The following is an 18,742-nucleotide window of genomic DNA, read 5'->3' as shown; positions in this document are numbered from 1 at the left end:
CGTCCGTGCTGGTGACGGCGCCGCGCCGGGTCACCCGCCGGGTGCCGCACGCTGTGCCAGGCGGCCCGGGACGGCGATCGAACCCGTCCGCCACACGAGTCACACGGGTCCCGGCGACACCACGAGGACCACTGGTCCGGCAGGTCTACCTGGGCAGGGGGTCGCGGAGCACCGGGCAGGACATGCAGCGCGGCCCGCCCCGGCCGCTGCCCAGCTCGGAGCCCGCGATGGCCAGGACCTCGATCCCGGCCGCCTCCAGCGCGGCGTTGGTGACCGTGTTGCGCTCGTAGGCCACCGCCAGCCGGGGGGCCAGGGCGAGGGTGTTGTTGCCGTCGTCCCACTGCTCGCGCTCGGCGGTCACCGGGTCCAGGCCGGTGTCGATCACCCGCAGCCGGTCGATGCCCATGGCCGCGGCGGCCGCGAGCAGGAACGGCTGCGGGCCGGTGACCGACAGCTCGGTGGTGTCGGCGTCGTCGGGCAGCTCGGCGCCGGCGGTGACCGTCCAGGCCTGCAGGTGGTCGGCGACCGCTGGGTACATGACCAGGGCGTCGACGTCGACCATGGTGGCGATGGTGTCCAGGTGCATGGTGGCGCGCTCCTGGGCGATCGGGACGACGAGCACCGTGTGCGCCAGCCCGCGGGCGAACACCCGCCGGGCCAGCCGCTCCGCACCTCCGGCCGTCGTCCGCTCGCCCACGCCCACGGCCAGCACGCCCGGCGCCAGCAGCAGGACGTCGCCGCCCTCCAGGTGCTCCAGCTGCGGGCCGTAGAGCTGGTCGGCCCCGGTGAAGCGCGGGTGGTGCGTGTAGAGGGCGGCGGTCAGGGCGCTCTCCCGGTCCCGCGCGGGCATCGCCAGCGAGGTGACGGCGACCTGGTCGCCCACCCAGACCGAGGAGTCGCGGGTGAACATCAGGTTGGGCAGCGGCGGGACGACGAACTCGCCCCGGCCCATCAGCTCGTAGGCCAGCCCGCGGCCGCCGCGCAGCTCGTCGTGCGCGACCCCCACGACGAGTGCCCGGGCGAGGTCCTCGGGTGCCAGGCCGTCGAGGTGGGCGGTGGTGGCGTGCCGCAGTGTCGCCCCCAGCCGCGGGTCGTCGACGGCGGCGGCGATCACCTCGGCGCGGGCCGCAGGCACGTCCATCACCTCGGCGAGCAGCCGGTCCAGGTGCAGCACCTCGACGCCGCGGTCGGTGAGCGCCGCGGCGAAGGCGTCGTGCTCCTCCTGCGCGCGGTCGACCCACGGCACCCCGTCGAAGAGCAGCTGGTCGTTGTTGCGCGGGGTCAGCCGGCGCAGCTCGTCCCCGGGGCGGTGCAGCAGCACGGTGCGCAGCCGGCCCACCTCGCTGCTCACGCCGAGGCCGGCGGGGGTCGGGGTCGCAGCGGTCATGGCGTCGAGCCTGGCCGATGCCGATCACGGCGGCCAGCCCGGGTCACCCGCGCAGGCCGTCCGTGCGGCCGGGCGGGCCCGTGCGGGCCCGCCCGGCCGGGCGGTCAGCGGGTGGTGACCCGCAGGAGGAACCGGCCGCCGTCGTCCGTGGTCGTGGCGCTGAACCCGAGGGCGCGCAGGGCGCTGAACTCCTGCACCTGGGCGGCGTCCTCGCCGCCCTCGGCGACCACCTGGTCGATCAGCCGGCCGAGGTCGACGAAGCCGACGGCCCCGGCGTCCTCGGCGTTCCCGACCGCGGCGCGGAACGCCTCGGTGTCCCCGAGCCCGCCGTCCGTGGTGAGCGCGTCGGCCAGCTGCTCGTCGGAGGCCAGGACGTAACCGTCGTCCAGGGCGACGGTGGTGAGCGGCAGGCCGAGCTCCGGGTCGCCGAGCACGCCGTCGAGGACCTCGGTGGCCCGCTGCGGGTCGTCGGTGAGGACGCGGGCGCCGAAGGCCGGAGCCGCGAGGTCGCCGGTGACGGCCAGCGCCAGGTCGGTGCCCAGGACGGCGCCGAGGTCCGCGGGCAGGTCGAGCCCGAGGGCGTCGACCTGCTCCTGGAACTCCGGCGGCAGGCCCGTCTCCTCCAGGCTCGCCCAGGCCGTGGTGAGGGCCTCCCCGAGGCCGCTGACCGACAGCGCGGCCACCGTGTCCGCGGGCAGGTCGCCGACCAGGCCGGTGGGCTCGCTGCCCGCCGTGGTCGGCGCGGGCGCCGTCCCGCGGGCCAGGCCCTCCACCTCGAGCGCGTCGTCCTCGGCGTGGACCCCGAGCACCACCCGCCCGGACAGCTGCTGGTCACCGAGGCCGACGCCGGCCGGCGCCACCGGGACGAGGTCCTGCAGGGCGGCGAGGTCGGCCCACGCGACGGCGAGCTGGTCACCGTCGAGGGCGTCGACGTCCTCGACGTGGTCGGCGTCCTCGCTCAGCGTGCTGCCCGACGCCGCCAGGCGGTCGACCAGTTCCTGGGTCTGGCCGAGCAGCACGAAGTCGTCGCGCACGGCGAAGGCGAAGCCGGGCTCGGCCACCGCCCCGAGGCGCTCGGTCATCGCGTCCTCGTCGGTCACGGCCAGGACGACGACGGGGGCGACGCCGGCCTCCGAGCCCGGGTCGGGCACCGCGGCCACGGCCATCCGGTTGCCCAGCCACGGCTCGACGTCCTGGTCGTAGGTCAGGCCCCACTCGTTGTCGGCCAGCAGCGGGGCGACCAGCCGTTCCCGCAGGTCGCCGTCGTCCTCGCCGGAGGTCAGGGACGGGAAGCGGTCCAGCAGCGAGGACACCGCCATCTTCTGGCCGGCGGCCGGGTCGAGGTCGAGCTTGACGACGGCGAGGGTGTCGGCCGGCAGCACCTCCTCGGGCTGGGCGCCACCGCCGGAGACGTAGGAGGCGACGGCGAAGCCGGTGCCGCCGAGCGCGAGGACGCCCGCGGTGGCCCCGGCCACGAGCAGGCCCCGGCGGACGCGGCGCCCACCGGCCTCGGACTCGGCGGGTGCGGGCGGGAGCCCGTCGTGGATCTCGTCGGCGCCGGACCAGCCGGGGCCGGGGGGAGGGGTGGGTCCGGCCGCGGGCGGCTGGGTCACGTCGGGTCTCCAGGTGGTCGGGGCATCGGCCCCAGCTGCGGTCAGCTGGCGGTCCACCCGAGGTCGTGACCTGCGGTCTCGATGCCGGTACCGCGGTTCTAGCACGCAGGAGGCCGCAGGTGGCCGCGTTCGGCCGTGAGGCGCGCGCAGGTCCACCCGGTGGGGTGGGACGGGACGGCGGCGGTCGTCGTGCCGGCGGCGGGGCGGCCGGCGCGTGGTCCACTACCTCGGTGAGCCCGACGCCGTCCCGCCGTCCCGACTCCCCGGCCGGCCCGCCGCGCTGGCTGCTGGTCATGCTGGCCGCCGGCCTGTCCCTGCTGGTGGCCGTGGTGGCCCTGCTCGTGCTGCAGGCCGCCGGTGTCCAGGCGATCAGCTCGCTGGGCTTCGTTGCGGTGGTCGTCGTCGCCGCGGTCGTCGGCGGCTGGGTCACCCGCCGGCTGGCACCCCGGCTGCCCGACGTGCGGCGGCCCCCCAGGGCCTGACCGGGCTCAGGACCCGGCGGGCCGGGGGAGGAGCTGGGACAGCCCGGCCCGCTCGATGGCCGGGCGCAGCCGCTCGGGCACGTCGAGCAGCTCGAGGCGGGAGCCGGTGCGGGCGGGCTTGCGGGCCAGGTGCACCAGCAGCTCCAGCCCGGCGACGTCCAGGGTGGTCACCGCGGACAGGTCGGCCCGGGCCGGCCAGGACGCCGGCGGCACCAGCAGCCGGAAGCGGCGCACGGTCTCGCGGTCGATCCGCCCGGTGAGGACCAGGAGGGGACCGGTGGCGTCCTCGACCCAGCGGACCTCACCGGCAGCGGGCCCGTCAGCAGGGTGGACGCTGAGGGACATGGTGTTGCGGTACCCCTCGTGCGCTGCCCAAACGCCCAGTGGCCAGCGCCACGCCCGGCCCGGGCGGGTCGCGATACGGTGGTGCGTCCCACCCAATGGGAAGGTGATACCACTGAACGGGACGGTCGGGCAGGGTGGTGGCGTGGACACCTACACGCACGGGCACGCCGACGCGGTGCTGCAGTCCCACCGCTGGCGCACGGTGGAGAACTCGGCGGCACACCTCGCGCCGCACCTGCGGCCGGGGCTCGACGTCCTCGACGTCGGCTGCGGGCCCGGCACGATCACCGTCGACCTCGCCGCCCGGGTCGCGCCGGGCCGGGTCGTCGGGCTGGACGTCTCACCCGCGCCGCTGGCGGAGGCCCGCGCGCAGGCCGGGCGGGCGGGCGTGGCCGTCGAGTTCGCCGTCGGTGACGTCTACCGGCTCACGGCCCCCGACGCCTCGTTCGACGTCGTGCACGCCCACCAGGTGCTGCAGCACCTCACCGACCCGGTCGCGGCGCTGCGGGAGATGGCCCGGGTGTGCCGGCCCGGGGGCCTGGTGGCCGTGCGCGACGTCGACTACGCCGCCACCACCTGGTTCCCGGCGTCCGCGGGGCTGGACCGCTGGCTGGAGCTCTACCGGCAGGTGGCCCGGCGCAACGACGCCGAGCCCGACGCCGGGCGGCGGCTGCTGTCCTGGGCGCACGCCGCCGGGCTGCGCGACGTCGAGGCGACCACCGGCGCCTGGTGCTACGCCACCCCCGCCGAGCGCGAGTGGTGGGGGACGTCGTGGGCCGGCCGGGCCACGGCCTCGGCGTTCGCGGAGCAGGCGGTCGCGTACGGGCTGTCCTCGCCTGCCGAGCTGGAGGAGATCGCCGCGGCCTGGCTGGAGTGGGCGGCGTCCGACGACGGCTGGCTCGGCATGCTGCACGGCGAGCTGCTCATCCGCGTCTGAACCCGCCGACCGTGCGCTGGGCGGGGTCGGCGGGGCTCCGGCAGCCCGCTGGGCGCACAGTCGGTCGGCCCCCTCGCAGGGGCCCGCCCTGAGCTCGCGAAGGGTGGGGGCGAGGGGGTCCTCCCTCAGCGGTCCTGGAGGCTGCGGGTGGCGTGCTGGCCGATGCCGACCCAGTGGCGCAGCGCCGCGTCGTCGTCCAGGACGCCGGGGGCGACCAGCAGCCAGCCGTCGAGCTCGCGGCCGCGCATGACCATCCGCTCCACGCCCTCGCCCGCCACCAGGTCCGCCGTCCGGGCGGGGTCGCAGCGCACCATCAGCCCGTCCCCGCCGGCCACGGCCACCACCATCGCGCCGTCGACGAGGAACGCCAGCCCGCCGAACATCGCCCGCTCGGTCACCCGCGGGTCGCCCGACAGCTCCGCGCGCAGCCGGTCGGCGAGCTCCTGGTCGTAGGCCATGGCCCAGCGTCCCGCTCTCCCGCCGTCCCGGGCAAGGACCCGGCGCCTGCCCCGTCAGGCGGCGGCGGGCACCGGCGCGTCGTCGGCGTGCGCGATGTGCCGCAGCGAGCGCCAGATGAGCACCACGAACACCGCCGACCCGACGAAGGCGAACCAGAACGGCGCGGTCACCCCGATGTGCTGGGCGAGCACGCCGCCGATCGCCGAGCCGACCACCAGCCCGCCGAAGACGCCGACCAGGTTGACGCTGCCCACCCGCCCCTGCAGCTCCAGCGGGACGGCCCGCTGCCGGACGGCGACCGACGTCGTCCCCCAGACGAAGGCGTGCGCCCCGAACACGAAGAACACCGGCAGCGCGATCCACGGGCTGGTGGTCAGTGCCAGCGCGAGGTGGGTGAGCGTCTCGATGACCAGGCCGATCCGCATGATGCCGCTGAGGCTGACCCGGCGGGTGATCCAGCCGTAGACCAGCACGCCGGCCAGGCCGCCGACCGCACCGACCGTGGTGACCAGCCCGAAGCCGATCTCGCCCAGGCCGAGCCGCTGGGTGGCGTAGAGGACCAGCACCGACCAGGCCGCGCCGAAGGTGACGTTGAAGATCGTGATGGTCAGCACCAGGGTGCGGACGGCGGGGTGCGCCACCGTCCAGCGCAGCCCCTCGGCGATGTCGTGCCGCATCGGGCGCCGCGCCGCGGTGTCGGGCTCGCGGGCGGGCAGCACGACCCGGGTGATCAGCACCGCCCCCAGCGCGATGACCACCGCCTGCGCGCCCAGCGCCCAGGCCGCCCCGGCGGTGAACAGGGCGGCGCCCAGCGGCGGCCCGGCGAGCTGGTTGACGGTGATGAAGCCGCTCTGCATCCGGGAGTTGGCGATCGCCAGGTCCTCGCGGGCCACCAGCACCGGCAGCAGGGTCTGCGAGCTGTTGTCGGCGAACACCTCGGCGGTGGCCAGCACGAACAGCGCGGCCAGCACCGCCACGATCGACACCCGGTCGGTGGCCACCGCCAGGGTGAGCACGGCCAGGACGACGGCCCGCGCGGCGTCGACGGTGACCACGATGAGCTTGCGGTCCAACCGGTCGGTGAGCGCGCCGGCGACCAGGCCGAACAGCAGCGGCGGCAGCCACTGCACGGTCGCGGCGAGGGCGACCAGGAACGCGTCCCGGGTCAGCGACGCGACCAGCAAGGGGCCTGCGGCCAGCGCGATCCCGTCGCCCAGGTTCGACGTCCAGGACGAGGCGAGCAGCCAGCGGAAGCTCCTGCCCAGGCGAGCCGGGACGACGACCTCAGCGATGCGGCTCACGAGCAGGAGACCCTAGCCGCGTTCGAGCACCGGGTCGTCCGATTCCCCTGAGGGCGGACGCGCGCCGGGTCGGGCCGGGAAGCGGACGTGCGCCTCGAGGGTCCGCAGCGACCGGTGCATCCCGACGGTGACCGCGCCCAGGGCGAAGAACCCCGCGTCGTCGGCGATCTGCGAGGTGCGCAGCAGCCCGGTGAGCCGGTCCAGCGCGGTGACGGCGGCGAGGATGGCGGCGTCCCGCTCGTCGGGCTCGGTGTCGGTGGCGTGGTACGGGATGCGGACGACGCGGGCCAGGCCGGTGAGGGCGTCGGCGAGCACCCAGCCGGTCGCGCCGTCCACCCGGTCCAGTCCCCGCCGGTGCGGCTGGAACTCCACCACCAGCGTCGTGAGGTCGTCCACCAGCACCGCCACCCGGTCCAGGGCACGGGACTGCTCCCGGATGCCGCCCGCGGTGCCCTGCCAGTTCCGGGCCCGCGGGTTCGCCCGCCGGGCCCGCTCGACCCGGGCCTCCGCGCCGCGCATGAGGTCCAGCGCCGCGCCGAGCGCCTGGGTGCGCGCGGCCCAGGCGCCGGGCTCGGGGATCTCGCCGGTCCGCAACCCGGCGGCGATCTCCTCCAGGTGCCCGGCGAGCAGCTCCCGGGCCACCGCGATCCGCTGGACGGCGGTGGTCAGCTGCAGCGGCGGGAACAGCACGGTCGTCACCAGCACGCCCACCGCGGCGCCCAGCAGGGTGAGCCCGGCGTACCGGACGGCGTACTCGGCCGGGTCGGAGGTGCCCACGGTGATCATCAGGACGGCGGCGAAGCTGACCCAGCTGGCCTGCTCCCGGAACAGCCGCCACTGCTCCACCCCGATCGCCAGCGCCACGATGAGCGCGATGGTCAGCGCGTCCGGGATGCCGCGGGTCACCTCGTAGACCGCCACGGCCAGGGCGAAGCCGACCAGGATGGCCAGCACGCTGCGCCAGGCCGCGGAGGCGGAGTCCGCGACGGTGGGGGAGACGGCGATGATCGCGCCCAGCGGGGCGTAGTAGGCGTAGGCCGACAGCGCCGGGGGCAGCAGCAGTGCGGCCTGCCAGGCCAGGGCCGCGGCCAGCGCCGCCCGGACCCCGCGCTGCACCCACGGCTGCTGCAGCACCGCGATCACCCGACCCACCCCGCCAGCATGCGGCCCCGGCCGGCCCGTCCGCCGCAGGGGTGGTCGTGACGTCGGTCCCGGCGGCGTGTCGTGGGGAGTCGAGCCCTGCCCCCGGGTGGGGGCAGGGCTCGAGCGCCCGGGAGGGTGCCCGGGCCGACCCGTCAGCCGCGCTGGCGGGCGGCGTTGGCCCGGACGGCCGTGCTCACGTACTGCGCCAGGCCGGGGGCGATCCGTTCGTAGTGCGCGGCGAACCGCTCGTCCGCGACGTACATCTCGCCGAGGCCGGCGTGCACCTCGGGCGAGCAGTCGTAGAACCACCGGCTGATGTGCTGCCGGTGCTCCTCGGCCAGGTCCATCGCCGCCGCCGAGTCGGCCGCCACCCCCGCACCGAGGGCAGCGGCGAACCGCCCCTCGACGTCGTCGGTCTCGGCCTTGACCCGCAGCCAGTCCTCCTTCGACATCGCCGCCGTCCGCCGCTGGGACTGCGCCCAGGCCTCGGTGTCGCCCCACCGCTCCTCGGCCTCGGCCGCGTACTCCTCGGGCAGCCAGTCGCCGAACACCTCGAACCGCTCCTCCGGGGTCAGGGAGATCCCCATCTGCCGTGCCTCCATCTCCTTCTCGACGGCCGCGACCATCGCCGAGGTGGCCTCGAGCCGGTCCCGGAGCAGCCGGTGCTGCCGGCGCAGGTGCTCCGCGGGGTCGGCGTCGGGGTCGTCCAGCAGGGTCGCGACCTCCTCGAGGGGGAACCCGAGCCCGCGGTAGACCAGCACCTGGTGCAGCCGGTCCAGGTCGCGGACGTCGTAGCTGCGGTAACCCGCCGCCGTCCGCTCGCTGGGCCGCAGCAGCCCGATCCGGTCGTAGTGGTGCAGCGTCCGCACCGTCACGCCGGTCAGCCGGGCCAGCTCACCCACCGTCCAGCTCATCGCCCCTCCTCTCTGACACCGACCAGGCAACAGCCTGACGCCGCGTCAGGGTCAAGCCCGGTTTCGGACGGCGGGAGGACGGGGCACCTCCCGGGCATGGCTGATCCCGTCCCCACCGACGACCTCTTCCCCCGGCAGCGGGTCCGCCTGGGACGCGAGGGCGACCACGAGCTGGAGCTGGCCCACGTCGACGTCGGGTACGGCGACCCGATCGTCTTCCTGCACGGCAACCCCACCTCCTCCTACCTCTGGCGCAACGTCCTCCCGCACGTGCAGCAGCTGGGCCGGTGCGTCGCGGTCGACCTGCTCGGCATGGGGGAGTCCAGCACGTTGCCGCACCCCGGGCCGGGCAGCTACTCCTTCGGCCGGCACGCGGCGGTGCTCGACGCCTTCCTGGAGAAGATCGAGGCGACCGAGCGGGTCGTCCTCGTCGGCTCCGAGTGGGGGTCGGCGCTGGCCATCGACTGGGCGAGCCGCCACCCCCACGCCGTCCGGGGGATCGCGTTCATGGAGCCCGTCGTCCAGCCGGTGATCTGGGCCGACGTCCCGGACGACACCAAGCGGCTGTACCAGCAGCTGCGCGGGCCGGACGGCGAGCGGGTCGGCCTGCAGGAGAACGGGGTGGTGGAGGAGCTGCTGCCGGCGTCGGTGCTGCGCGGGCTCCCGGCCGAGGCCCTCGACCGGTACCGGCGGCCCTACCTCGACCCCGCCGACCGCTGGCCGACGCTGGAGTGGGCGCGGCAGCTGCCGATCGACCACGCGCCGCCGGCGGTGCACGACGTCCTGGACCGGGCCGGGCAGTGGATGGCGCACAGCGAGGTGCCCAAGCTGTTCGTCGACACCGAGCCCGCCGTCCCGCGCAGCTACCGGATGCGCCGGGTGGTGCGCCGCTGGCCGGCGCTGACCGAGGTCACGCTGCCCGCGGGCCGGCTGGTCGCCGAGGACGCCCCCGAGGAGCTGGGCCGCGCCCTGGCCGGCTGGATCACGACCCTGGCCTGAGCTGAGGCCGTGGCCCCCGTGCAGGGTCCCGCCGCGAGCGCGCGAGCGGTGGGGGGCACGGGGGTCCTCTCTCAGCCGTGTCGGCCGCTGCCCTGCCGCTCGTGGCGGACCTGGGTCATCGCCTCGTTCGCCGCGGCGATGAGCGACTCGGCGGTCGACGCACGCCCGGACAGGGCAATCCCGGCGCTGAGCCGGACCCGGTGGCTGACGCCGGGCAGCGGGCGCAGCGGCTCGTCGAAGGCGGCGGCGATCCGGCGGGCGATGCCCTGTGCGTCGGCGGCGTCGGTGATGCCCGGGCAGATCAGGACGAAGGTCTGCGCGCTGATCCGGGCGACGACGTCGCCCTGGCGCACGGCGGTGACCAGCCGGCCGGCGGCCTCGGCGCGTGCGGCGTCGGCGACGGCGCGGCCCCGGAGGTCCTCCAGGGCGGTGATGCCGTCGAGGTTGCAGGACAGCACGCCCAGCAGGCCCGGATCGGAGCCGGCGGCGGCGAGCGCGAGCTCGAGCCGGTCGATGAGCAGGCTGCGCACCGGCAGGCCGGTGAGCGGGTCGGGCACGGTCCGCTGCCGCAGTCGCTGCGCGAACTGGCGCTGGGCGGCGATCACGGCCGCCGTCTGGACCAGCACGTCCTGCTGTTCCTCGAGCCGAATGGTGTCCATGGCCCCTCCTGTCCCTCTGGCCGGGTCCCGGCCGTCTCTCCCAGGTCGGCAGCACGGCGGCCGGGCTTGAGAGCCGGTGTGCCCGGTGCCCCGAAAGGAGGGCAGGCGGCGGCGGGCTCCCCGCCGTGCCGACGGTCGCGCCCCTACGCTGCGGCCATGGTCGCGGTGGTGGTGCTGCTCGCACTCGGCGTCCTCGTGGGGTGTGCCGTGCGCGCGTCGGACCGTCGTGCACCGGACGACCACGTGGGTCTGGAGGGCAACGACCCGGCCCGACCCGGGGCCGTCCACCCGGCGGACGCCCGCGGCGCGGTCAACCGGAACAGCTGGATGCTCGGCGGCGGGGGAGTCTGAGCCGGGCTCAGTCGGGCAGGGCCCGGGCCTGGGCCAGCGCGGCGTCCTCCGCCGCCACCACGGTCGCCGCGGTGACGGCCCGCTCGGCGGAGGTGCGCAGCCGCATCCACTGGCGGAAGACCCGGCCGAAGACCTCCACCTCCCGGCTGCGCCGCGGCTCGTCCGGGAGCGGCTCGCCGGGGTGCAGCCGGGCGTGCACGTTCGCGTAGCGCCGCCGGTCCTGCCGGGCGTGGGCGGCGGACAGCATCCGCAGGGCGTCCTCGCTGTCCATCGGGCTCCTTCTGCGTCGGGTGGGGGTCAGCCCACCACTGCGCGCACCGTCTCCACCACCGCGATCGCAGCGAACACCACGAACAGCCCGGCGGCGACCCGGTGCAGCAGGGCGAGGGGCAGCCGGTCGGCGAGCTTGCGGCCCAGGAAGGCGGCCAGGCCGGAGATGACCAGCAGCGCCGCCCAGGCCCCGACGAAGACCGACACCGGCTCGGCGTAGCGGGCCGCCAGCCCGGCGGTGGCCAGTTGGGACAGGTCGCCCCACTCGGCGGCGAACAGGACGCCGAAGGAGATGGCGGCCGCGCGGACGAACGAGGTGCGCTCCCGCGCCTGGTCGGCCTCGGCCTCCTCCTCCTCGCCGGACCTCGACTCGCGCCACAGCAGCACCGCGCCGACGAGGAACAGCACCGCGACCACCCCGCTGACCAGCGCCCCGGGCAGCAGCGACAGCAGGCTGCCGGCGGTGACCGCGATCGCGGTCTGCAGGCCGAAGGCCGCGCCCACGCCGACGAAGACCGGCAGCGGCGGGAACCGGGTGGCCAGCACCAGGGTGGCGAAGAGCGTCTTGTCCGGCAGCTCGACGGGCAGGATCAACACGAAGGCGGCCAGCACGACCGACAGGACCACGGGAGCTCTTCTCTGTGCACGCACTCCCGGCCCGGGTGCGCAGGCGCCTCCGACCGGCAGCACCGACGGGGGTGACTGCAGGGTCGAAGGTCTCGCCCACCCGCACCGGGGTGCGGGCCCGCTGACCGGGCGCGCGAGCGCGCCAGCATGTCGACCAGCGGTCGGGGGGCTACTCCCCTTCTCGGGTCAGGAGCCTAGCCGACGCAGGGGGCCGGTCGGGCGTGACCGTGGACTCAGCGGGCGGTGCGGCGGGCGATGCGGGCGGCGAACACGCCGGCCGACCAGCCGTTGTCGATGTTGCTGACCACCACGCCGGGGGCGGCGGAGTTGAGCATGGTGAGCAGCGCGCCGAACCCGCCGAAGGAGGCCCCGGCACCGGCCGAGGTCGGGACGGCGACCACCGGCACCTCGGTCAGCCCGCTCACCACGCTGGCCAGCGCGGCGTCGAGGCCCGCGACGACGACCAGGCAGTCGACGTCGGTGAGCAGCGAGCGGTCGGCCAGCAGCGGGCGGATCCGGTTGCCACCGACGTCGTCGACCCGGACGACCTCGGTGCCGCTGATCCGGGCGACGAAGGCGGCCTCGGCGGCGATGGGGGTGTCGCCGCTGCTGGCGCACAGCACGCCGACCCGGCCGCGCGGCTCGGGCACCGGACCGACCGCGGCCGACATCGCCGCGGCGTCCATGGTCGTGTACGCGTCGTGCTCGCTGGCCAGCGCGACGAGGGTGTCGGCACTGGCCCGGACGACGACCGCCGGGTGGTCGGGGTGGTCGCGGCGGGCCTCGCGCACCAGGGCCAGGACCTGCTCGGTGCTGCGGCCGGTGCCCCAGATGACGTCGGGGCCGGCGGGCAGGCCGAGCTCGCGGCTCACGGGGGCCGGCGGCGGGGGGACCGGGGTGCTGCTGACCGCGGCCGGCTCCATCGCGGGGGTGGGCTCGGCCGGGCCGATCCGGCGGCCGGCCGGCCGGCGCACCGGGCCGCCGAAGAGCTCGTCGAGGGGGTTGCGGGCGTGGGCGCGCTCGTCGTCGGCCGGCTCCACCGGGACGGTGTGCACCGGCGCGGGCTCCACCGGGACGGCCTGCGCCGGCGCGGGTGCCTCCCCGGGCTGGTCGTCGGGCTCGACCAGCAGCGCGGCGAAGCCGCCGGCCGCGTCGGCCGGGTCGTCGTGCTCGTCGGGGCCGTCGAACTGCGGGGAGACCGTCACGTCGCCGACGATAGGCGTCGCGACGACCTCGGCCGACGCCGTGATCGGCGTGTCGACGGCGGTGCCCGCAGTGCCCTCGATCGTCTCCGCGGCGTCCTCGCCGGCCCGCGTCTGGGTGACCCCGGACAGCCGGACGACGCGGTCGCGGCCGCCCCGCTTGGCGTCGTAGAGCACGCCGTCGGCGGCGGCGAACAGGGTGCGCCGGTCGTCGCCGCGGGCGGCCTGGGCGATGCCGACGCTGATCCGCACCGGCACGCTCACGCCGAGGGCCGACCAGTCGTGCGCGGCGATCGAGCGGCGGATGCGCTCCATGGCCCGCTCGGCCTGCTCGGCGGTGGTGTCGGGCAGCACGATGACGAACTCGTCGCCGGCCCAGCGGCACACCTCGTCGTTGCCGCGGCAGCCCTCGACCAGCAGCTGGCCGACCGCGCGCAGCACGGCGTCCCCGCCGGGGTGGCCGGCGGCGTCGTTGATCGCCTTGAACCGGTCGATGTCGACCACGGCGAGCGCCGGGGAGGAGCCGGCCGACAGCAGCCCGTCCAGGCGGGCCTCGGCGTAGCGGCGGTTGGGCAGGTGGGTCAGCGGGTCCTCGTAGGCCTGCCGGCGCAGCTGCCCGGCGGCCCGCTCGGTCTCCAGCAGGCTCTTGCGCCGGCCGAACAGCTCGACCCAGCGGGTGCGCCGCTCGTCGACCCGGTCCAGCTCGTCGGCGAGGTAGGCCTGCAGGTAGGGCAGCGCCCGGGCGGCGTCGTCGAGCTCGGCGTGCAGGGTGCACAGCTCCCGCAGCGCGGCCCGGCGCAGCCGGGGCAGGCCGTGCTCGGTGGCCAGGGCCAGGGCGGTGGCCAGGTGGTCGTCGGCGGCCCGCGGCTCGCCGGACCGGCGCAGCGCCCGGCCCAGCCCCAGCTCCGCCGAGGCCAGCAGGGCGCGGTCCGCGCCGGTCCGCCCGACGACGGGGCGCAGCACGGAGACGGCGGTGGCGTGTTCGCCCAGCCCGACCAGCGCCCAGCCGTGCACGACCCGGGCGTCGAGCACGCCGGCGTCGGTGGGCGGCAGCTGCGCCAGCGCCCGGACGGCGAGGTCGCGGGCCTCGGTGAAGTGCGGGGCGGCGGCGTCGGGGCTGCCGTCCTCCAGCAGCGCCTCGCCGACCTCGGCGCACAGCGCGGCCAGCCGGGTCGCGGTCTCCCCGGCCAGCCCGGCGAGCAGCTCGGGGTCGGCGGGGTCGTCGTCCCCGGTGGTGCGGCCGGCCAGGCCCGCGGCGACGTCGGCGGCGCGGCGCTGGTAGTCCAGGGCCAGCGGCATGAGCTCCAGGTCGGCCAGGACGGCGGCCAGCGAGCCCAGCGTGTGCACCAGCAGCGGACTGGGCGCCAGGCCCGGGTCCAGCAGGCTCGCGGCCTCCACCGCCTCGTCCATGGCGGCGTCGACGCGGCGGGACAGCAGTTCGATGCGGGCGTGCCGGGCCAGGCCGGCGGCACGCTGCAGGTCGTCGTCCTGGGCGTCGAAGGCCGCGCGCGCCGAACGCACCAGCGAGATGGCCAGTGCGGCGTGGGTGGCCGACTCGGACCGGGTGTCGCGGTCGACGGGCACGTCGGAGAGCGGGCCGGCGTCGCCGTGCAGGTCGAGCGGGCCGTCCTGCTCGGGGCCGCCGTCGACGAGGGGGTCACCGAGCAGTGAGTAGCCGGCCAGCCGCAGCCGGCGCACCAGCAGCTCGGCGCGGAGCGTGTCGGCCCAGGCGCGGGCGAGCGAGGTCAGCGGGGCGGCGGCCCGGTCGGCGGCGGTCGCCTCGCCGTCGACCTCGCGCAGCAGGGCCTCGGCGGAGTCGAGCTGCCAACTGGCGAGTGCTGAGCTCACCTGCTGGTGCAGGACTCCGGGCGGCACGAGGGCACTCTGCCTGCTGTCCGCGGAACTGTCACGCTGCGGGGTCGGTCGACCACGCTTCCGTCGCACACCCGCCTCACCCGCCCCACGAGGACGCAGCAGGCTCACGGGGCCGCCTCGCCGGCCGGTGCGCACCGGCCGGCGGCCGGCCGGGTCACGAGGCGACCTCGCCGTCGTCGAAGGCCCAGCCGGGCCGGCGCTCCGAGGTGCTCAGCACCTCGGCCACCAGCTCGTCGATCGAGCAGGCCGGCCGCGCCACCGGGGCCGGCGGGGTCGCGCCGCCGAGCGCGGCCCGCACCCGGTTGCGGCCGCTGCTCTTGGCGCCGAACAGGTGCAGGTCGGCGCTCTCGAACAGCTCCCGCCACGACCGCGGGCCGGCCGTGCCGCCGGGGCTGGCACTGGCCACGCCGATGCTCACCGTCACCCGCACGGGGACGTCCATGTCGCCCCAGTCGGCGTCGGCGATGGCGGTGCGCAGCCGTTCCATGGCCACCACGGCCTGGGCCTGGGTGGTGTCGGGCAGCACGACCACGAACTCGTCGCCGGCCCAGCGGAACACCTCGTCCCCGGTGCGGCTGTGCCGGCACAGCAGCTCGGCGACCCGGCGCAGCACCTCGTCACCGTGCAGGTGGGAGTTCTGGTCGTTGACCGACTTGAACCCGTCGACGTCGACCACGGCCAGCGACACCGGCTCGCGGCCGATCCACAGGTCGTCCATCCGGTGCTCGGCGCTGCGCCGGTTGCCCAGCCCGGTCAGGGTGTCCTCGAGGGCGTGCCGGCGGAGCACAGCGGTCTGCCGCTCGGCCTCCCGCAGGCGGCTGCGCCGCACGAACATCTCCGCCCACAGCTCCCGCCCGTACAGGTGGGTGTGGCTGGTCTCGGTGCGGTAGGCCTCCAGCCAGTGCAGCGCCTCGGTGGTGGAGCCCAGCGCCGCGGTGGCCCGGCCGAGCTCGAGCAGGCACTGCCGGTACCGCCGCCGGTCGCCGACCGCGGCGAAGGCGCCCGAGGCCGCCATCAGCCGCTCGACCGCCTCGTCGCCCTGCGGGTGGGCGGCGTCGACCCCGGCCGCGCAGCGCTGCGCCAGCAGCCGGGCCAGCACCAGGTCGGCGTAGCCGGTCAGCCAGGTGCGCAGCTCGCCGGTGGCCAGGTGCCGCTGGACCCGGCGCAGCGGGGGCAGGGCGTCGTCGAGCCGGCCGGCCAGGGTCAGCGCCCAGGCCTGGACGACGTCGAGCAGGTCCAGGTCGTCGTCGCCGGGCTCGAACGGCAGCTCGCGGGCCGCGGTCGCACAGCGCAGCGACACCGCCGCGAGCTCCCGGGAGCGGGGCAGGTCGCCGCGGCGGTGCACCGTCTGGGCCAGCTCGGCGTGCTGCTGGGCGGCCAGCCGCAGCAGCTGCCACCGGTCGCCGGGGTCGGGGAGCGCGGCCGCGACCCGGGCGCCGGCCAGCGCCTGGTCGACCGCGAGCTCCTCCAGGTCCAGCCGGGTCAGCGCCAGCGACAGCCACAGGTGCGCCTGGTGCAGCTCGCGGCTGGGCGCCTCGGGGGCGACCTGGTCGGCGAGCAGGCTGGCGTCGACGGCCAGGTGCAGGGCGGCGTCGAAGCGGTCCGCGACCGCCTCCAGGTGCGCCAGGTAGGCCAGCCCCAGCGCGTGCTCGGCGGTGGGCAGGCAGCGCTCGAGCTCGGCCCGGGCGGTGGCGACCCCGGCGGCCGCGCCGTCGCGGTCGCCGGACAGCAGTGCGGCGCGCGCGGTGAAGGCCGCCGTCCAGGCCCGCCAGCAGGGCTCCTCGGCGCCGGTCAGGACGTCCGCGGCGGCCAGTTCGGCGGCGAAGACGTGCGGGTGCTCGGTACCGCTGGCGGCGAGCAGCCGCCAGCGCGCGGTGGCGAGGTCCTCGTCGACGGTCCGGGCTCCCGGGGTCACGTGTCCCTCCACTCAGCGTCCACGGGCCGCGACGCACGCGTGCCCTGCCGGTGACGAGGCAGCTCCCCCCGCAACAGGACCCCGGCTGGAGCCGGGACCCGGTACGGCCGCACTACCCTCACCGGATGCCGAGTGCAGTTCACAGCACAGCACCGACGAGGTTCGCCTATCTGGGGCCCGAGGGTACCTTCGCCGAGGCCGCGCTCCGCATCCTCGTGACCTCCCTGGGGACGACGGCCGGCCGGCACGAGGGCCAGGACCGCCCCGCCGCCAGCATCGCCGCGGCGCTGGACGCCGTCCGGGCGGGGGAGTGCGCGGCCGCCCTGGTGCCCCTGGAGAACTCCGTCGAGGGCTCGGTGCCGGCGACCATGGACGGCCTGGTCGACGGGGCGCCGCTGGTGGTCACCCGGGAGGTCTTCCTCGAGGTGGCCTTCGTGCTCGCCGTCCGGCCCGGGGTGGCCCTGGCCGACGTGCGCACCGTGGCCAGCCACCCGCACGCGCTGGCGCAGACCCGCGGCCGGCTGGCCGGGCTGCTGCCCGCCGCCGAGGTCGTCCCGACCGCCTCGACCGCCGACGCCGCCCGCCGGGTGGCCGACGGGGAGCACGACGCCGCCGTCTGCGCCGCCATCGCCGCCGAGCGCTACGGCCTGACCGCGCTGTCGACCGACCTGGCCGACCACCCCGGCGCGGTGACCCGCTTCGTGCTGGTCGAGCGCCCGGGTGCGCTGCCCGCGCCCACCGGCGCGGACAAGACGACGGTCACCGCGGTGGTGCCCGACCGCACCGGGGCCCTGCTGGACCTGCTCACCGAGTTCGCCGTGCGCGGGATCAGCCTGACCCGGATCGAGTCCCGGCCGACCCGCGAGCGCCTGGGCGTCTACTCGTTCTCCATCGACTGCGAGGGCCACGTCGCAGACGCCCGGGTGGGCGACGCGCTGGCGGCGCTGCACCGGCTCGCCGCGGAGGTGCGCTTCCTGGGTTCCTACCCGCGGGCCGACGCGCTGGCCGGCAAGCCGGTCGCCGACCGGGTCGGGGACGCCGCCTTCGCCGAGGCAGAGGCGTGGCTGACGCGGGTGCGCGCCGGTCGGGCCGGCTGAGACCGGCCCGGTGCGCCCGACGATCGTCATGATCACCCAGTGTGTCGCAGCCCAGACCGAGCGCAACCCCTCGTACCGGACCGGTTCGTCACGCTCCCTCGTCGACAGTGCGCTCAGCGGGCACCGGCGACCCTCCTGACCCCGGTGACCGCACGGTCGCCGCGCAGCCTCCCGGTCGCCGGGTCCGACGCGCGGGTGTTCGCTGGGGACGTGGCGCAGCACTGGGTGGCGACGGACTTCGGCGGGCTCGACGTGTTCCGGTTCGTGGACGTCGACGTCCCGGCCCCCGGGCCGGGGGAGGTGACGATCGCGGTCACCGCCGCGGGCGTGAACCCCGCCGACGCCAAGCACGTCGCGCGCTCGGGTGACCGCGACCAGCTGCCGATCGCGATCGGCTACGAGATCGCCGGCCGCATCACCGCCCTCGGCCCGGACACCGAGATCGCCTCCGGCAGTGGGGAGGTGGGCGACGAGGTGCTCGCCTTCCGGGTCCGCGGCGGCTACGCCACCGAGGTGACGGTGCCGGCGTCCGCGGTGTTCGCCCGGCCGGCGGCGCTCACGCCCGAGGAGGCGGCGAACCTGCTCCTGGCCGGGACGACGGCCGCCGAGATGCTGCACGTCACCGGCGTGCGGGACGGCGACACGGTGCTGCTGCACGGGGCGTCCGGCGCGGTCGGCGTGAGCGTGCTGCAGCAGGCCGCGCTGCTCGGCGTCCGGGTCGTCGGGACGGCGGGGGAGGCCGGCGCCGACGTCGTCGCCCGGTTCGGGGGCGAGCCGGTGCGCTACGGCGACGGGCTGGCCGACCGGGTGCGCGCGCTCGCGCCCGACGGGGTGGTCGCCGCGCTGGACGCCGTGGGCACCGACGAGGCCGTCGACGTCTCGCTGGAGCTGGTCGCCGACCGGCAGCGGATCGTCACCACCGCCGCGCAGGGCCGGGCGGCGCGCGACGGGATCCGGGCGATCGGCGGCGCGATGCCGGCCAGCAAGGCGTTCCGGGACGCGGCGCGGGCCCGGCTGGTCGAGCTGGCCGGCCAGGGCCGGCTCGTCGTCCCGATGGCCCGGACGTTCCCGCTGACCGAGGCGCGCGCCGCGCTGGAGCTGCTGGCCGGCGGTCACCCCGGCGGGAAGCTCGCGCTGCTGCCCTGACGCTTGCGCTGGAGTGCACT

The 18,742-nt window shown here is 76.7% G+C and carries 18 protein-coding genes; 6 read left to right on the top strand and 12 right to left on the bottom strand.

Translation table 11 applies throughout. The features are described 5' to 3' along the window. Positions 1–145: 145 nt before the first annotated feature. Both O2W14_RS19135 and O2W14_RS19130 read right to left on the bottom strand, forming a co-directional pair. The gene (locus O2W14_RS19135) at positions 146–1,387 is read right to left on the bottom strand and encodes an arginine deiminase (RefSeq protein WP_269177722.1); all 1,242 of its coding nucleotides are present in this window, start codon (positions 1,385–1,387) and stop codon (positions 146–148) included. A gap of 104 nt (positions 1,388–1,491) precedes the next feature. Further along, on the bottom strand, positions 1,492–3,000 hold the full coding sequence (locus O2W14_RS19130; RefSeq protein WP_269177721.1) for a hypothetical protein: 1,509 nt from the start codon (positions 2,998–3,000) through the stop codon (positions 1,492–1,494). A gap of 230 nt (positions 3,001–3,230) precedes the next feature. Here O2W14_RS19130 and O2W14_RS19125 point away from each other — a divergent pair, with 230 nt between their 5' ends. After that, positions 3,231–3,482, top strand: a complete 252-nt coding sequence (locus O2W14_RS19125) for a hypothetical protein (protein ID WP_269177720.1) — start codon at positions 3,231–3,233, stop codon at positions 3,480–3,482. A gap of 6 nt (positions 3,483–3,488) precedes the next feature. Here O2W14_RS19125 and O2W14_RS19120 read toward each other — a convergent pair whose 3' ends face one another. Beyond that, a complete protein-coding gene (locus O2W14_RS19120; protein ID WP_269177719.1) occupies positions 3,489–3,827 on the bottom strand; it encodes an STAS domain-containing protein in 339 nt (112 codons plus the stop codon). A gap of 142 nt (positions 3,828–3,969) precedes the next feature. Between O2W14_RS19120 and O2W14_RS19115 the strand changes: the two genes are divergently transcribed. Beyond that, positions 3,970–4,764 (top strand): methyltransferase domain-containing protein, encoded by a 795-nt coding sequence (locus tag O2W14_RS19115; RefSeq protein WP_269177718.1) that lies wholly within the window; start codon positions 3,970–3,972, stop codon positions 4,762–4,764. Positions 4,765–4,889: 125 nt separating this feature from the next. Here the strand turns inward: O2W14_RS19115 and O2W14_RS19110 are convergent, their stop codons facing one another. From O2W14_RS19110 to O2W14_RS19095, 4 genes are all read right to left on the bottom strand, one after another. Then, the gene (locus O2W14_RS19110; protein WP_269177717.1) at positions 4,890–5,222 is read right to left on the bottom strand and encodes a TfoX/Sxy family protein; all 333 of its coding nucleotides are present in this window, start codon (positions 5,220–5,222) and stop codon (positions 4,890–4,892) included. A 54-nt stretch (positions 5,223–5,276) separates the two neighbouring features. Then, a complete protein-coding gene (locus O2W14_RS19105) occupies positions 5,277–6,524 on the bottom strand; it encodes an MFS transporter (protein ID WP_269177716.1) in 1,248 nt (415 codons plus the stop codon). Between the two features lie 12 nt (positions 6,525–6,536). Continuing rightward, positions 6,537–7,676 carry an FUSC family protein gene (locus tag O2W14_RS19100; protein ID WP_269177715.1) on the bottom strand — a complete coding sequence of 380 codons (1,140 nt, stop codon included), beginning with the start codon at positions 7,674–7,676 and terminating at the stop codon, positions 6,537–6,539. Between the two features lie 143 nt (positions 7,677–7,819). Continuing rightward, on the bottom strand, positions 7,820–8,581 hold the full coding sequence (locus O2W14_RS19095) for a MerR family transcriptional regulator (protein WP_269177714.1): 762 nt from the start codon (positions 8,579–8,581) through the stop codon (positions 7,820–7,822). Positions 8,582–8,677: 96 nt separating this feature from the next. Here O2W14_RS19095 and O2W14_RS19090 point away from each other — a divergent pair, with 96 nt between their 5' ends. Then, complete coding sequence (locus O2W14_RS19090; RefSeq protein WP_269177713.1) at positions 8,678–9,580, top strand: haloalkane dehalogenase; 903 nt, start codon at positions 8,678–8,680, stop codon at positions 9,578–9,580. A gap of 71 nt (positions 9,581–9,651) precedes the next feature. On the opposite strand, the gene O2W14_RS19085 is transcribed toward O2W14_RS19090, so the two are convergent. Next, complete coding sequence (locus O2W14_RS19085; RefSeq protein WP_269177712.1) at positions 9,652–10,239, bottom strand: GGDEF domain-containing protein; 588 nt, start codon at positions 10,237–10,239, stop codon at positions 9,652–9,654. A gap of 156 nt (positions 10,240–10,395) precedes the next feature. Between O2W14_RS19085 and O2W14_RS19080 the strand changes: the two genes are divergently transcribed. Then, positions 10,396–10,590, top strand: coding sequence for a hypothetical protein (locus O2W14_RS19080; protein ID WP_269177711.1), 195 nt, complete (start codon positions 10,396–10,398; stop codon positions 10,588–10,590). 7 nt (positions 10,591–10,597) lie between these two features. Here the strand turns inward: O2W14_RS19080 and O2W14_RS19075 are convergent, their stop codons facing one another. The 4 genes from O2W14_RS19075 to O2W14_RS19060 form a co-directional block, all read right to left on the bottom strand. Next, the gene (locus tag O2W14_RS19075; protein WP_269177710.1) at positions 10,598–10,861 is read right to left on the bottom strand and encodes a hypothetical protein; all 264 of its coding nucleotides are present in this window, start codon (positions 10,859–10,861) and stop codon (positions 10,598–10,600) included. 26 nt (positions 10,862–10,887) lie between these two features. Next, entirely contained in the window at positions 10,888–11,487 is a 600-nt protein-coding gene (locus tag O2W14_RS19070; protein WP_269177709.1) for a TMEM165/GDT1 family protein, read from the bottom strand. 233 nt (positions 11,488–11,720) lie between these two features. Beyond that, complete coding sequence (locus O2W14_RS19065) at positions 11,721–14,564, bottom strand: diguanylate cyclase domain-containing protein (protein WP_269177708.1); 2,844 nt, start codon at positions 14,562–14,564, stop codon at positions 11,721–11,723. Positions 14,565–14,718: 154 nt separating this feature from the next. Continuing rightward, positions 14,719–16,479, bottom strand: a complete 1,761-nt coding sequence (locus O2W14_RS19060; protein ID WP_269177707.1) for a GGDEF domain-containing protein — start codon at positions 16,477–16,479, stop codon at positions 14,719–14,721. 125 nt (positions 16,480–16,604) lie between these two features. Here O2W14_RS19060 and pheA point away from each other — a divergent pair, with 125 nt between their 5' ends. Both pheA and O2W14_RS19050 read left to right on the top strand, forming a co-directional pair. Beyond that, a complete protein-coding gene (gene pheA, locus O2W14_RS19055) occupies positions 16,605–17,576 on the top strand; it encodes a prephenate dehydratase (RefSeq protein WP_269177706.1) in 972 nt (323 codons plus the stop codon). Between the two features lie 144 nt (positions 17,577–17,720). Beyond that, positions 17,721–18,722, top strand: coding sequence for a quinone oxidoreductase family protein (locus O2W14_RS19050; protein ID WP_269177705.1), 1,002 nt, complete (start codon positions 17,721–17,723; stop codon positions 18,720–18,722). The last annotated feature ends 20 nt before the right edge of the window (positions 18,723–18,742 follow it).

It is taken from the genome of Modestobacter sp. VKM Ac-2986 (genome assembly GCF_026967795.1).
Taxonomy (GTDB): domain Bacteria; phylum Actinomycetota; class Actinomycetes; order Mycobacteriales; family Geodermatophilaceae; genus Modestobacter.
Note: the sequence above shows the minus strand (reverse complement) of the source record. Positions and strands in the feature narration are given on the sequence as shown.

Bases quoted from the DNA above. Each gene is read 5' to 3' on its own strand.
- O2W14_RS19135 (WP_269177722.1), bottom strand. From the start codon at position 1,387: ATGACCGCTGCGACCCCGACCCCCGCCGGCCTCGGCGTGAGCAGCGAG.
- O2W14_RS19120 (WP_269177719.1), bottom strand. From the start codon at position 3,827: ATGTCCCTCAGCGTCCACCCTGCTGACGGGCCCGCTGCCGGTGAGGTC.
- O2W14_RS19110 (WP_269177717.1), bottom strand. From the start codon at position 5,222: ATGGCCTACGACCAGGAGCTCGCCGACCGGCTGCGCGCGGAGCTGTCG.
- O2W14_RS19095 (WP_269177714.1), bottom strand. From the start codon at position 8,581: ATGAGCTGGACGGTGGGTGAGCTGGCCCGGCTGACCGGCGTGACGGTG.
- O2W14_RS19090 (WP_269177713.1), top strand. From the start codon at position 8,678: ATGGCTGATCCCGTCCCCACCGACGACCTCTTCCCCCGGCAGCGGGTC.
- O2W14_RS19085 (WP_269177712.1), bottom strand. From the start codon at position 10,239: ATGGACACCATTCGGCTCGAGGAACAGCAGGACGTGCTGGTCCAGACG.
- O2W14_RS19080 (WP_269177711.1), top strand. From the start codon at position 10,396: ATGGTCGCGGTGGTGGTGCTGCTCGCACTCGGCGTCCTCGTGGGGTGT.
- O2W14_RS19075 (WP_269177710.1), bottom strand. From the start codon at position 10,861: ATGGACAGCGAGGACGCCCTGCGGATGCTGTCCGCCGCCCACGCCCGG.
- pheA (WP_269177706.1), top strand. From the start codon at position 16,605: ATGCCGAGTGCAGTTCACAGCACAGCACCGACGAGGTTCGCCTATCTG.